The sequence below is a fragment of the Achromobacter sp. LC458 genome (assembly GCF_001005835.2).
Lineage (GTDB): Bacteria > Pseudomonadota > Gammaproteobacteria > Burkholderiales > Burkholderiaceae_B > Achromobacter > Achromobacter spanius_B.
The window spans coordinates 306,209-319,747 of the sequence record NZ_LBHW02000001.1; the positions used below are offsets into that span (position 1 = coordinate 306,209).

Genomic DNA, 13,539 nt, shown 5'->3' on the forward strand with positions numbered 1-13,539 from the left:
ATGAAAGTGTCCTTACCGACCACATCCGCCCTGGCCCGGGCACTTTGCTGCGCGGCGCTTGCCGTGCCTGCTTTCGGCGCCCAGGCGGCCGACCCTTACGCCGCCTGCCTGTCGCAGCTGCGCGGCCCCGCGCAGAAAGCGGGCGTGTCCGCCGCCACCTTCGACACCCATACGGCGGGCTTGTCGCCCGACATGGCGGTCATCGATCTGCTGGACGCGCAGCCCGAATTCAAGACGCCCATCTGGGACTACATGGCGGGCCTGGTGGATGACGAGCGCGTGGCGGACGGGCAGGCGGGCATGGCGCGCTGGCAGGCTGACCTGGCGCGTGCGGCGTCGCGCTATCAGGTTGACCCAGCCACCATCGCGGCGGTCTGGGGTGTGGAGAGCAACTTCGGCCGTACGCTGGGCGGGCGCCCCTTGTTGACGTCCCTGTCCACGCTGTCGTGCTTTGGCCGGCGGCAAGCGTATTTCAGAGGCGAATTTTTTTCAACGCTGAAAATCATCCAGGACGAACACATCGCGCCGGAGCGGCTGGTGGGTTCGTGGGCCGGCGCATTTGGTCAAACGCAGTTCATGCCGTCGACCTATCTTCGGCTGGCGGTGGATTTTGATGGCGACGGCCGCCGCGACCTGGTCGACAGCGTGCCCGACGCACTGGCCTCAACCGCCAATTTCCTGAAACGCGCCGGCTGGAATCCGCAATTGGTCTGGGGCTATGAAGTCCGCCTGCCCGCCGCGCTGGATACGGCCGGGGCGGGGCGCAAGAACAAACGGGCAATGTCCGCGTGGGCAAAACAAGGCGTGACCCGCGCGGACGGGCAAGCGCTGCCCGCGGGCGATACGCCCGTCGGCCTGCTGTTGCCGGCCGGCAGGAAAGGCCCCGCGTTTCTCGTAACTCGCAATTTCGATGCGCTGTATTCGTACAACGCGGCCGAAAGCTATGCCCTGGCCATCGCCCATCTGTCGGACCGCTTGCGCGGCGGCGGCCCGCTGCTGCAAGCCTGGCCCACCGACGACCCGGGGCTGTCGCGGGCGGAACGCCGCGAACTGCAACGCTTGTTGATCGCCAAGGGCTATGACGTGGGCGAACCCGATGGGATGGTGGGCACCCGCACGCGTCAGGCCTTGCAAGCCGCCCAACGTGAACTGGGGCTGCCCGCCGACGGGCGCGCGGGCCAGAAAGCGCTGCGGGCGCTGCGGGCGTCGCAGGCATCTCAGGCGCCCACTCTGCCGCGTTGATCCCGCCCAGCGGCCGGATTTACAAGTTTTGCAAAGATCCGGCCTCGGGTAACCGCCTTGACATGCCGCGCGCCGGTCGCGGCCCTATACTGGATTTCCCACTTTTCAGGAGCACCGCGATGAGCTTGTTGGATACCTTGGCCTCGATGGCCGGCGGCGGTCAGCAAGGAGGCTCGGCATCGCTGCTGCCGGCGCTGATCGAACAATTGAACAAATATCCGGGTGGTCTTACTGGCCTGATCGCCAGCTTTCAGAAGGGCGGCTTGAGCGAAATCGTGGCGTCTTGGGTGGGCACGGGGCAGAACCTGCCCGTCAGTCCCGACCAGCTGGGCGCCGTGCTGGACCCGGGCGTCGTCAACGAACTGGCCGCCAAGACCGGGCAGGACACCGATTCGGTGCTGGGCTCGCTGTCGTCGCTGTTGCCGCAACTGGTGGACAACGCCACGCCGCAAGGCGAGGTCCAGCCTGGCCAGGATTTCAACCCCACCGATCTGCTGGCCTCGTTGTCCGGCATGTTCGGCAATCGGGGCTGACCCAGCGGGACGGGCTTACCCCTGATACGTCAACCGCTTTCCTCTCCCACCCGCCGGCGCCTGTTGCAGGCGCTGGCCGTGGGCGCGCTGGCGCCCTTGGCCGCCTGTGCGCCACCTCTGTCCTTGAACGCCACGTTTTTGCAATTGTGGCGCAGCCATCTGGATTTGACGCCTGAAGACTGGCGCGTGCGGCTGTCGGCCTATCGGCGCCTGGGATGCCGCGAGATCTTCCTGCAATGGGTCGGCCTGGAAGGCGGACGCCCTGACGACTGGATGGCGTCCGATACCACGCTGCGCATGATTTTCGACGAGGCCGAACACCAGGGCCTGGGCGTGCATGTGGGCCTGCCTTACGACCAACGCTGGTGGGAGATGCTGGGCAATGCCAACCCGCGGGCATTGGCAGCCTACCTGGACCACACCCGCACGCGCGGCGTGGCCTACATGCAGGCCGCGCCCTGGCCCAAGCGCAGGTCGTTTCGTGGGTGGTACCTGCCCTACGAGCTGGAACAATACAACTGGGCCTCTGCCGCGCGGCAAGCGTTGCTGATGCCGTGGCTGGACGCCTTGTCGCGCGCGGCGCAGGACACCAGCCGGGGGCGCCCGCCCTGTATTTCCACCTACCATTCCCGCCTGCCCACCGACGGTTCGCTGATGAATCTGTGGAGCGCCATCCTGGACCAGGTGGCGATTCATCCCATGATCCAGGATGGCGTGGGCGTGTCCGGCCTGGCCAACTACCAGGCGCTTGCGCCGCTGCACGACATGCTGCTGGCGCGCCGCGCATCGTTCGATCTGGTCCTGGAACTGTTCGAAGAACTGCCCTCGGGCAGCACCGACGGCTCGACCTTCAAGGCACGCTCGGCGGACTTCGATCGGGTCAAGCAACAGTGGGAAGTCGCGCGCGGCTATGGCGCCAAGCGGGTGGTGGCGTTTGCGATTGACCCCTGGGTCATCGACAACACGCCCGAGGCGCGAGCGCTGATGCGCGCCTGGCTGGACGCGCGCGTCTAGTACGACAGCGTCAGGTTGACGAACAGCCCGCGCGCCCGGTCGGCCGCGCCCCCGCCGATGTTGAAACGGTACTGCGTGGTCAGGTCCAGATAGGATCGTGGCGCGTTGTAGTGGTCTTCGCGGAACCAGTAACGCACGTTGAAGCCGGGGCCCGCGCCCAGTGACCATGACGAGCCATTGCCTTGTTGGTCGATGGAATATGAATCGCCTTGGATGTTGAAGGAGGCGCGGTTCTTGTTCCACAGCCAGTCGGCGCCCACGACCGCATACGGAAAGAACACCAGCCGGTCGCTGATGGCATCCATCCGATAGCTGCGGCCCATCCGCAGTTCACCGGCGCCAAACGCCTGGTCGCGTTTCATGCGGCCCGAGACCTTGTCGCCGTCTTCGCCGGTGGCGTTGTTGCGCAGCCAGAATTTTGCGGGCATGTCCTGCCAGGAATAGCCGCCCTGCAAATAGCCTTCCATCGTGAACCAGTCGGGGCGGTCGATGCGCAGGTTCGTGCCTTCGTACAAGCCATAGGTGATGTAGGCCAGCCACGCGCCGTTGTCCGCCGTGGTCTGGTAGTGGGGCGATTGATTCGTCTGATTCAGCGCGCAACGCAGGGCCGCCGGCGCGGGGCTGAACGTGCCCTGGCGCGTGGCAGTGCCGAGGTTGAACTGCCGTTCAATGCCGAACGTCAGGCCCACCTCGGTGGATGGCGTGAAGCGCATGCCCAGCGACCCGACCGTCGTGGGCAAGCCCGCGATGCCTTCGTTGCGGGTCTCTGCGACATCGATGCTGCCCCCGCATGGGTCGGCGACGGTCTGGCCGGTCGTCTTGCCGCCTTTGTCATATAAGGTGTTGGAAAAGCGGCCATACAACTCGAAGGTCTGCGTGGCCGAATTCAGGAAGTCAGCCGGGCGCCAGAAGATCTCGGCCGTGCTGAAGACGGCGTCGCCAGGCACCGTGATTGCCGCGCCGCCCAGCCCGGAGGACGCCGGCCGTGCGCCGCGATAGCCGGCGGACACATAGCCGCCCCATTCGCGCGACAACTCGGCAACGCCGCTGCGCGTGTCGAAGCGCTGCTGCGGTGTCAGTTCCAGTTTGCCGGCATCGGCTTCATCGATAGCGTGCTTTAAATCCGCCACCGCGCCGCGCTTGTCGCCCGCGCCGGCGCGCGCATAACCTTCGTCCAGGATCACCGTGGGCGGCGCCTTGCCGGTGGCGCGCGCGGCCTGGAAATCTTGCAATGCCAGGGCCGGCTGCTTCATACGTTGGCGCAGGTAGCCGCGCTGCATCAGCAGCGTGGGGTCGTTGGGTTGCGCCACCAGCGCGTCGGTCATGCGTTGAAGGGCCTCGGCCAGCTGTGCGCCTTTGCCGGCCGCAAGCGTGGTGGTCAACAGCCGCTGGTATTCCGGGTTGGCCGGGTCTTGCTCGACGGCCAGGCGGGCCTGAGCGATGGCTTCGGCGTAATCTTCGCGCGCATAGGCGGCATAGGCCCGCGCGGCGGGGCCGCCGCTGCCGACCGCGTCGGACGGCAGCAGTTCGCAGTAGGCGCCGGGCGATGTGTTGCGGCAGTCCTGGACCGGCGCGGGGTAATTGGCCAGCGTCAGCGTGGCGGGCACGGCGGGCCGGGAACGCGCACGTTTTATCCGCGCATCGGCGGCGTTGTCCTGGTTGCCCAATGGCGTCATCAAAGCCAGGGCGCGGGCATTTTCGCCGCCGGCCAATGCGGCGTCGGCGGCCAGCAGCCGGACGTTGCGGCGCTGGGCATCGGTTAATTGTCCTTGCTTGAGCGCCGCGTCAAAGTCCGCGTTCGCCAGATCGGTCTTGCCTTGGCGCTGGCGCAGGTAGCCGCGCATGACCAGTGCCGTAACGTTGCCGCTGGGCGCGCGGGTGGCGGGGGTGGCTTCGGCGCCGGCGGTGGCGTTGATGGCGTCGGTGGCGGCCGCTTCGGCTTCGGCCAGGCGGTCGCTTTGCATCAGCGCTGTTATCAGCAGCATGCGATAGCTGGCGGTGTCGGGTGACGCCGCCACGGCCTGGCGCGCCAACGGCACGGCATCATCCACACGGTTGTTGCTTAATGCCTGGTAGGCGGCGTCGGCCTGTTTGGCGGCCATGCGCGCTGCCATCGTCTGGCGCCGAGCAGCCAGATCCTTTTTGTTCGGAGCGCCCAGCGCAATTGCGCGGTCGATGGCGGCGTCGGCCTGGGCGTATTGGTTCTGCGATTCCAATGCGTCCAGCCACAGCATGGCCCACGCACCTTGCTTGGGGTCGATGCGAAATGCGCGCTCGGCGCCGCTTGCGGCAGCGGCATAGTCGCCGCGCTTGTAGTCGGCGTAGGCGCGTGTGGCGATGGGATAGCCGCGACGGTAGGCCGAGGCGGCGGGGGATGCGGCAGGCGATGCAGCGGCCGATGCGGAGCCGGGCGCGGTGGCGGCAGCAGTACCGGGCCCCGGCCCTGGCCCAGGCACGGGCGCCGGGGCGGGCGTGGAAGCCGGGGCGGCTGGCGGTGCCGGGCGCAGATTGGCGCGGGCCTGCCGTAACGCTGGCGTATCGATGCCTTCCTTGATGGTGTCGGCGGCGGCCTGGTCGGCTTCTTTCAGCTTGCCTTGTTTTTGCAGCGCGTAGATTCGCAGCAGGTGCAAGCGTTCCACGTCCGGGCGCAGCACAATGGCCGATGCGGCCTGCCGCGCAGCCAGCTCATAGTTGCCGGCATCGAAATTCTTGTAAGCCTCTTCGGCGAACCGAAACGCGGCGCCTTCCAGCGGCGCTTCCGTTTTCGCGGTGGCGGGCGTGGCGCTTTGCGCGCTGGCTGGCGGCGCAACCCCCATGCCGGCCAGGGCGGCGGACAGAATCAGCGAACGGGTCAACGGTGTCATGTCGGCGCGGGTTTGTCTTTGGAGTGCGGCGGTGTGGTCGCCTGTCCTGATTGTTGAAAGTCGATGGCTTCGCTTAGCGTGCCTTCGTCCAACCAGCCTTGCTCGGTCAGGATCTGTCCCAACGGCTTTTTTTCGCGCGCCTGGATCTCAAGCGCGCGCGCCAGCGTGTCCTGGTCAATGGCCTGCCAGGACAACAACAATTCGCCAAGCCGCTGGCGTTGCTGCGATAACTGGTCCGTGCTGGGGAAGTCGTGCATGGTCTTGTCCCATGCCAGTCGCTTGCCCGTGATCAGGTGTGCGATGAACAGGCGCCACGCGCGCGCCGCGGCCATGGCGTTGATGAAGTTGCCCACGATCATGCGGGGAATCGACAGCACCGCGTGTTCCCAGCCATACATGCGCCCGACGAAGTACGCGCGCTGCACAACGCGAAGCAGCAGCGCCACGGCGTTGAGCCACATCAAAATCACCAACCATCCTCCGGGCCGGAAATACGAGGGGTAGTACACCTTCCACCATCCAAATTTATCGGCCAGGAAGAACACGAAGAAGTTCGCCAGCAACACGTAGGCCAGGATGGCGATAAAGGACGTCACCAGACCCTTGCGGTCACGAAACAGCAAGTACCGATTGGCCAGGGACCCGGTCCAGCCCACTTGTTGCCACCCTTGCAAACCGATGCCCAATGTCCAGCGCGCCTTTTGCCGGTACGCGGTGCGAAACGTGTTCGGAAAATACTCGCGCACGCCCAGCGGCATGCGGATCGTGGAAACTCTTTCCGGCCCCAGGCCGAACCACGAGCGGCGGCGCGTGACGTATTCCACTTCGAACTTGCCGAAGATCTGCTTCATGCCGCGCTGCGCCAACCGCGCCCCGATGTCGTAGTCCTCCGTCAGCGTGTCGGTATTGAACGGCTGGTTGTTGGTTTCGGCCGCTAGCTCCTCCAGCGCGCGTCGCGAGAAGCAGGTGCCCACGCCGGCGGACGGCACCATCTTCGACAAGCTCTCGCGCACCACGAGGTCCTTGGTGTGCCATTCGGCGAATTCGTCCATGTAGGTGCCGGCCACCAGCTCGTGCCAGTGACGTTCCAGCGACGTGACCGGCAGCTGGATGAAGTCGATGCGCGGTAGCAGATAGTTGTAGTACTTGAGCTCCAGCGGATGCAGCACGTCTTCGCTGTCGTGCAGGATGACGCCGGCAAACGGCACGGGCTGCTTCGCGTTCTGCGCGAAGATGGCCTGCACGATCCAGTTCAGGCAATCGGCCTTGCAGGTAGGCCCGTCATGCGGCACTTCAACGCGGATCAGCTTGCGGTAACGCCGCCGCATCCGCTCGACTTCGTCGATGGTGCGCTGGTCGTTCTGGTAGGTGCCCGCGAAGATCATGTAGTCCTTGTATTCCAGCGTGGACACCATGGTTTCAAGCATCGACGAGATCACGTCGTACTCCAGCCAGGCAGGCACCATGATTGCCAGCGGCTGTTCGGGCTTGGCGCGCAACGCCTCGGCGGATAGCGCGGTGTAGCGTCGCTTGACGGTCAGCGAACGGCGCAGCTCGCGCAGCCAGAACCAGGCGTCGATGAACAGATCATCCAGGCTGGACAGCAGGATGATGACCCCCACGACGGCGGTCACCACTTCCAGCCCGCGGTAATAGTCCGCGATGAAATACGGCCAATAAAGCGAAGACATGGCGGTGTCCGGCTTACGGGTTGCCGCGGTTCTTCTTGCGGCCCACGCGCCGCGCCACGATCAGGATCAATATCAGGACCAGCAGCGCTACGCTGATCGCCGGCACGCTCCAGGCGATGTAGCGGCGCCATTCGAAGAACGCGCTGCCGCCGGGGCCCGCGGGGTTGCTGGCTTGCGGGTTGGCGCTGTCTATCCAAGCAATCGGTCCGTTGACGCCGACGACGGCCACGTTGCCGCGGTTCAGCACGAAAGGCGCGTCCAGCATGCCCGGGTGTTGGCCCACGGTGTGCCACAGCACACCGTCCTGGCCATTACCGCGCACCACTTCGGCGGTGCTCAGGTGGTCCAGCCCGGAGATGTCCAGCCAGCTTGCGTTGCGGCCATCCACCTTCAATTGCTTGCGGTCGGTGACCTGGACCATGGGCTTGGCGCCGTCCACCGGCACTTCCATGGCCAGGAAGGCGCGGGCCGGCTTGAACGGCTGGCCTGCCGGCGCCACCGATAATTCAGCGCGCGTGGGCGACACGCCGCTTGCCGAAGCGATGCCGATCACCCGCTTGATGTTGTCTGGCGCGTCGGCCAGGTAGCTGTCCGGAATGATCACTTGCGGGTTGCCGGCCATTAGCGGCAACAGCCCCACAAAGGTGCCGTCCGGCTGCGGCTTGCCGGGCTTTACGTAGCTGGTGGGCAGCACGTTTACCGGGTAGCCCTGGGAAATTTCGTTGCAGTCGACCGATACGGGCTGGCGTTGGAACTGGACGCGCAGCGCATTGGTCACCCCCAGGGCATAGCCGGGCACGCGCGCCGTCAGGCGCTCGGGTTTGCCGTCGGCATCCATCTGCCGGGCGGCCAGCAAGATGCCGTTCCAGAACACCGATGCCACGGGCCGCGTCGACGATGCGCCGGGGGCCGCCGCCAGGTCCAGCACAAGCTCGTCGGGCATCAGGCCGTCCGAGGACACGGTCCCCAGCGGGAAAGTGGTGGTCCAGTCGCCACGCGCCACGACGTCGAAGCTGGTCGCCGATCCGCCCAACGAGGTCAGGCGCACGGCGCCGTCGTCGGAAGCCTGCGGCGAGGTGGCCGTTTTGACGTTGACCTGCCGTGTGACCAGGATGCGGCGCCATGCGCTGTCGAACGCGCCCGCCGCTTGCGCGCCGGCATCCGCCGCCACGGCGATGACGGCCTGCCGGCCCAGCGGCAGCAAACGGATATCGCCCGAGGGCAGGTCGGTGCCTGCCAGCGGCATGCGCGCCTGGCGCCAGCTCTTGAAGGCGGCGGCCGCATCGGTGTCGACGGCAAGCTGCGCGGCCAGCGCATCCAGCGCTTCGTTATAGCGGCCGCGCAGCGCGGCGTCGGCAATCACGACGTCGCCGCTGACGGCGGGGGCGCCCAACACCAGCAGCGCGCCGATTTCCGCCGGGCCGGCCAGTTTATGCGCAGGCTTGTTGGCAACGGCGGCAAATGCCGCAACCTGTTCCAGCCCCGCCGGTGCTTGCAGGCCACGCGTATCGACCTCGTCGCCTACCGATGGGAACGCACGAACCGCGACGCGCTTGCCCGACCTTTCCAACGCCACCCCCAGGCGCCAGGCGCTGTCGAAGGCCTGCTGGTCCAGCTTGGCGCCCGCCACCATCAGCACTGGCTTGCCGGGCAGCGTGCCCCACGCGTCGTCCAGATTGCCGATGGCCGAGGCGTCGTAGCGATAGCTCAGGTGCGTTTGCGGTGAAATGACCAGCGCATTGGCGGTGGCGCGGTTGCTTTCGCAGCGGCGCAGCGCGATCTCCGATTGCCAGTCCACGCGCAGGCGCAAGAAGCCGGACTCGCGGTTGCGGTTATCAACGTTCAGGCTGCGTGTGACCGACCCGTCGCCATCGGCGATGCGCTCCGCCGTTTGCGGCACGCCATCCAGCCACAGCACCAAGGTGGTCCGGCCGGCCTCGCCCTTGGCATATCTGGCATCAAACGTCAGTGTGGCGTCCGAGATCGGCACGCCGCGCGGCACGGGCAGATAGAACTCCTGGCGTGCATCGCTGTTGCTGAGGACGACGGGGTCCTTGACGCCCAGGTCCAGCAAGGTGGTGTCGCGCGTGATCCAGCCGTCGCCCTGCAAGCGCCGCAACGCATCGCCGGCCGGGCTGGCCAGGCTGCTTAGCGGCATGGCCAACCCCGCCATCATCAAGGCATGGCAAAGGACTCGGGCAACGGGGACGGGCAGGGCGCTGGGGTGCATTGGGGGCTCCGGGGCGGAATGCGTCGCGAATAAGGTCGGGCGGATTAAGGCAACGGCTCGGGATGGCTGATCGGGCTTCTGTTCAGGGCTATGGATCGGGGCTATTGATCGGGGCTATTGATCGGGGCGGGGGGCGTGACGTCAGGGCGAGGGCGCGTTGGCGTCCCGGTACGGATCGAACTCGGAAACCTCCCGCCCGCATAGCGCGTCCACGATGCGCTGGCTGGCGCGGCCGTCGCCGTAGGGGTTGATGCGCCGTGAGAACGAGGCGTGCTGGTCGGCGTCGTCCAGCAGCCGGTTGACCTGGGTCACGATCCGCCTCGTGTCGGTGCCCACCAGGGCCACCGTGCCGGCTTCCACGGCCTCGGGGCGCTCGGTCACGTCGCGCATCACCAGGACCGGCTTGCCCAGATAGGGCGCCTCTTCTTGCACGCCACCCGAATCCGTCAGGATGAGATGGGCGCGCTGCATGAACCACACGAAATCCAGGTAATCCAGGGGATCGATCAGATGGACATGCGATAGCCCGGCCAGGTCCGTCATGACCACATTGCGCACCTGCGGGTTCAGATGCACCGGGTACACAATCTGCAAATCATTGCGGCGCGCCAGTTCCGCCAGCGCCGCGCAAATGTTCTTGAAGCCACCGCCGAAACTCTCGCGTCGATGGCCGGTGACTAGCAGCAGGCGCCGCTTGGGGTCCAACCAGTCGTAGCGCGCGTCCAGACCTTGTGCGAGCGGCCCGGCCGGGTCCAGCTTGGCGCAGGTCATCGCCAGGGCGTCGATCACGGTGTTGCCCGTTACGGTGATTTTTCCGGCAAGGTTTTCGCGCATCAGGTTGGCGCGCGATTGCGCCGTGGGGGCAAACAACCAATCGCCCACGGCATCGACGACGCGCCGGTTCATTTCTTCCGGGAACGGCATCGCCAGATTGCCGGTGCGCAAACCGGCTTCGACGTGGCCGATGCGCACGCGCCGGTGGAAAGATGCCAGCGCACACGCCGACGCGGTGCTGGTGTCGCCGTGCACCAGTACGCAGTCGGGCTGCTCCGCGTCCAGTACCCTGTCCACGCTTGCGATCAGCCGCGCATACAGGCCGTTGAGCGTTTGATTGGGGACCATGACGTCCAGGTCGTGCTGGGCGCGCAGGTCAAACAGCGCCAGGACCTGGTCCAACATCTCGCGGTGCTGGCCGGTCACGCAAACCACGCTCTGTATCTGTGGCTCTTTGCCAAGCGCGGTGACCAGCGGTGCCATCTTGATTGCTTCGGGACGGGTCCCAAAGATGGATAGGACTTTCATCACAAGATGACCCTCCCCAGAGCGTGGTGGCGTCCATTATGTCGTGAAAGTATTCGTAATATGTGACGGATTATGTCTGTAACTGCAATATTCCGAGACGCAGGGGACGACGACCGCGAGGTGTCGTGGCCCGTTCTTAAGACGCAAAAAAGCCAACTTTATGAGCTGGCTAGGAAGGGTTTGCTGCGGGGCGTTGCTACGGCTGCGCGTCGTCGGGCCGGTAACGCAGCGCTTCGATCACGAGCGCCAGCGCGGGCGAGATCTGGCGTCGGCTGGCGTAGTAGAGGTGGTAGCCGGGAAATTGGGGCCACCAATCCTCAAGCACCGGGATCAGGCGGCCGCTGTCGATATGCGGCTTCATCAAGTCAAACGGAACGTACGCCAGGCCCAGACCGTCCAGCGCCGCTTGCAGCATCAGGAAGGTGTTGTTGAACACGGTCTGGCCATCAACGCGGACATTCAAAGCCTGCCCATTCTTTTCAAAATCCCAGGCATACAGGCCGCCATGGGTGGGAAGGCGCAAGTTCACGCAGCGATGCTCGGTCAGCTCATGCGGTGTGGTCGGCAGCGGCTTGCCCGCCAGATATTCCGCAGATCCCGCCACAGCCATGCGCAGTTCGGGCGCGATGCGTACCGCGATCATGTCCTTATCCACCCGGTTGCCCACGCGCACGCCCGCATCAAAACGATGCGCGGCAATATCCGTGAACGCGTAATCCACGCTGAACTCGATCTGGATGTCGGGATATTGCTTCAGCAAGGGCGCCAACCGTGGCCAAAGCACTGTGGCGATGGCGTGGTCGTGCGCCGTGATGCGCACCGTGCCGGCTGGTTTGTCACGCATCGCGCTCAGCGAAGCCAGTTCCTGCTCGATCTCGCCAAGCCTGGGCGCCAGCACGTCCAGCAGCCTGTTGCCAGCCTCGGTGGTGGAAACGCTGCGGGTGGTGCGCGTCAATAGGCGCACGCCCAGGCGCGCTTCCAGGGCAAGCATGGCATGGCTGAGCGCAGAGCGCGACACGCCCAGTTGCGCAGCCGCCCGGGTAAAGCTGCGTTCGCGTGCCACAGCCACGAAAGCTTGCAGGTCGTTCAGGTTTTCTTTCGCCATTGGTGAATTTTGTACACCGGTGTGTGCGTATTTTGCAGTCTTCTCAGCTAATGGTTCGGATCATACAGTGTGAAAAAGCGATCGGCGCAACGGCCTTGCGCCGCCTTTCCAACACAGAACAGGACCCATCCATGAACACGCTTTGTAAAACAGCCATCTGCCTGGCGGCGCTGCACACGGGTTCCGCGGGTTCCGCGGGCCCTGCGAGCGGCGCGGGCCCCGCCGAAGCGCTCGAATCCAAGCCGGCGAAAGGCAGCCAACAGCTAACGCGCGCGGGCAGTCAGCCTTCGATGGCCGGGCCCGAGGATTACTTCACCGGACCTGTGCGGGTGGATCCGGTCTGGCCGGCCGACGCGCACATCAACGCGTCGGGGGGCTTGGTCACCTTCGAGCCCGGTTCGCGTTCCGCCTGGCATACGCACCCCGCGGGCCAACGCCTGGTCGTGGTGTCGGGCGTGGGCCTCACTCAGGAATGGGGCGGCCCCGTGCAGGAGATACGCCCAGGCGACGTGGTCTGGTGCCCGCCCAATGTCAAGCATTGGCACGGCGCGGCGCCCCACACCGCGATGACCCACCTTGCGGTCACCGGCACGGCTCAAGGCAAGAACGTGACCTGGATGGAAAAAGTCAGCGATGAACAATATAACGCGCGCTAAATCCGCCGCTACGCGGGGTTATGGCCGCGCATTGGCGATGAGTCTGAGCCTGGCTTGCACGGGCGTCCAGGCTGCTCCGCCCACCTCGACCGCGCCGCCCACCCCGACCGCCCGGTCCGCCGCGAATCCACAGGAGTCCCCACCCATGTCCCCCGCACAAACCGCGTCTTCGCTTACCGACCAGACGCTTTCTATCCGTCAACAAGCGATTGTGCCGATTGCGGCTTTTGCAGCCGCCGGCGACCTGGGCAAGCTGAACGCCGCTTTAAATCAAGGCTTGGATGCCGGCATGACGCTTAGCGACGCCAAGGAAGTGCTGGTGCAGCTTTACGCGTACGCCGGATTCCCGCGCAGCCTGAACGCCCTGGGCGAGTTGATGAAAGTGCAGCAGGCGCGCAAGCAGCGCGGCATCAACGACGCACCCGGCACCGAACCCAGCCGTCCCATCCCGAAAGGCGACGCCTTGCTTGCGGCGGGCACCGCCAATCAAACCAAGCTGTCGGGCGGGGAGGTGGCGGGGCCGCTGTTCGACTTCGCACCCGTCGCCAACGAATACCTGCGTGCGCATCTGTTCGGCGATATTTTTGAACGCGACAATCTGGATTGGCAAAGCCGGGAGCTCGCCACGGTGGCAATGCTGTCGGCACTGCCGGGCACTGAACCGCAGTTACAGGCGCACATGCGCATCAGCATGAATGTGGGCATTACCGAGGGCCAGCTTCGTCACCTTGGGCAGATTCTGGATGAACGCGCGGATCCCGCGTATGCGCAGCGGGCCCGTGCAGCGCTGGACCGCCATTTAGCGACGAAGGCGGCGGGCTGATCGGCCAAACCGTTTCGGAAATCCCAAAAGAAAAAGCCGCTCGACGATATGTCGAGCGGCTTTTTGCGTCTAGCGGTCA

Annotated in this window: 10 protein-coding genes; 5 read left to right on the top strand and 5 right to left on the bottom strand. The window is 65.6% G+C overall.

Annotated features, from left to right (window positions below):
- The 3 genes from YH64_RS01365 (at position 1) to YH64_RS01375 (ending at position 2,789) form a co-directional block, all read left to right on the top strand.
- Positions 1-1,242, top strand: coding sequence for a lytic murein transglycosylase (locus YH64_RS01365; protein ID WP_143215210.1), 1,242 nt, complete (start codon positions 1-3; stop codon positions 1,240-1,242).
- 119 nt (positions 1,243-1,361) lie between these two features.
- Positions 1,362-1,775: a YidB family protein gene (locus YH64_RS01370; RefSeq protein ID WP_046802709.1), complete on the top strand. Its 414-nt coding sequence runs from the start codon at positions 1,362-1,364 to the stop codon at positions 1,773-1,775.
- A gap of 63 nt (positions 1,776-1,838) precedes the next feature.
- On the top strand, positions 1,839-2,789 hold the full coding sequence (locus tag YH64_RS01375) for a DUF4434 domain-containing protein (protein ID WP_082134322.1): 951 nt from the start codon (positions 1,839-1,841) through the stop codon (positions 2,787-2,789).
- Here YH64_RS01375 and YH64_RS01380 read toward each other — a convergent pair.
- From YH64_RS01380 to YH64_RS01400, 5 genes are all read right to left on the bottom strand, one after another.
- Positions 2,786-5,653: a tetratricopeptide repeat protein gene (locus YH64_RS01380; protein WP_143215211.1), complete on the bottom strand. Its 2,868-nt coding sequence runs from the start codon at positions 5,651-5,653 to the stop codon at positions 2,786-2,788. The two genes, YH64_RS01375 and YH64_RS01380, sit on opposite strands and share 4 nt — an antisense overlap.
- Complete coding sequence (locus YH64_RS01385) at positions 5,650-7,344, bottom strand: glycosyl transferase family protein (RefSeq protein WP_046802712.1); 1,695 nt, start codon at positions 7,342-7,344, stop codon at positions 5,650-5,652. The genes YH64_RS01380 and YH64_RS01385 overlap by 4 nt, the downstream gene beginning before the upstream one ends.
- Positions 7,345-7,357: 13 nt before the next feature.
- A complete protein-coding gene (locus tag YH64_RS01390) occupies positions 7,358-9,574 on the bottom strand; it encodes a cellulose biosynthesis cyclic di-GMP-binding regulatory protein BcsB (protein WP_046802713.1) in 2,217 nt (738 codons plus the stop codon).
- A 141-nt stretch (positions 9,575-9,715) separates the two neighbouring features.
- Positions 9,716-10,876, bottom strand: a complete 1,161-nt coding sequence (gene wecB, locus YH64_RS01395) for a non-hydrolyzing UDP-N-acetylglucosamine 2-epimerase (protein WP_046802714.1) — start codon at positions 10,874-10,876, stop codon at positions 9,716-9,718.
- Positions 10,877-11,072: 196 nt separating this feature from the next.
- Positions 11,073-11,981 (bottom strand): LysR family transcriptional regulator, encoded by a 909-nt coding sequence (locus YH64_RS01400; RefSeq protein WP_046802715.1) that lies wholly within the window; start codon positions 11,979-11,981, stop codon positions 11,073-11,075.
- 131 nt (positions 11,982-12,112) lie between these two features.
- Between YH64_RS01400 and YH64_RS01405 the strand changes: the two genes are divergently transcribed.
- Positions 12,113-12,637 (top strand): cupin domain-containing protein, encoded by a 525-nt coding sequence (locus tag YH64_RS01405; RefSeq protein ID WP_046802716.1) that lies wholly within the window; start codon positions 12,113-12,115, stop codon positions 12,635-12,637.
- 145 nt (positions 12,638-12,782) lie between these two features.
- Positions 12,783-13,460, top strand: coding sequence for a carboxymuconolactone decarboxylase family protein (locus tag YH64_RS01410; RefSeq protein WP_046802717.1), 678 nt, complete (start codon positions 12,783-12,785; stop codon positions 13,458-13,460).
- Positions 13,461-13,539: the final 79 nt, after the last annotated feature.

What these genes read in the sequence shown, in the direction of transcription:
- YH64_RS01365 (WP_143215210.1), top strand. Translation starts at nt 1, where the DNA reads ATGAAAGTGTCCTTACCGACCACATCCGCCCTGGCCCGGGCACTTTGC.
- YH64_RS01370 (WP_046802709.1), top strand. Translation starts at nt 1,362, where the DNA reads ATGAGCTTGTTGGATACCTTGGCCTCGATGGCCGGCGGCGGTCAGCAA.
- YH64_RS01380 (WP_143215211.1), bottom strand. Translation starts at nt 5,653, where the DNA reads ATGACACCGTTGACCCGTTCGCTGATTCTGTCCGCCGCCCTGGCCGGC.
- YH64_RS01385 (WP_046802712.1), bottom strand. Translation starts at nt 7,344, where the DNA reads ATGTCTTCGCTTTATTGGCCGTATTTCATCGCGGACTATTACCGCGGG.
- YH64_RS01390 (WP_046802713.1), bottom strand. Translation starts at nt 9,574, where the DNA reads ATGCACCCCAGCGCCCTGCCCGTCCCCGTTGCCCGAGTCCTTTGCCAT.
- wecB (WP_046802714.1), bottom strand. Translation starts at nt 10,876, where the DNA reads ATGAAAGTCCTATCCATCTTTGGGACCCGTCCCGAAGCAATCAAGATG.
- YH64_RS01400 (WP_046802715.1), bottom strand. Translation starts at nt 11,981, where the DNA reads ATGGCGAAAGAAAACCTGAACGACCTGCAAGCTTTCGTGGCTGTGGCA.
- YH64_RS01405 (WP_046802716.1), top strand. Translation starts at nt 12,113, where the DNA reads ATGAACACGCTTTGTAAAACAGCCATCTGCCTGGCGGCGCTGCACACG.
- YH64_RS01410 (WP_046802717.1), top strand. Translation starts at nt 12,783, where the DNA reads ATGTCCCCCGCACAAACCGCGTCTTCGCTTACCGACCAGACGCTTTCT.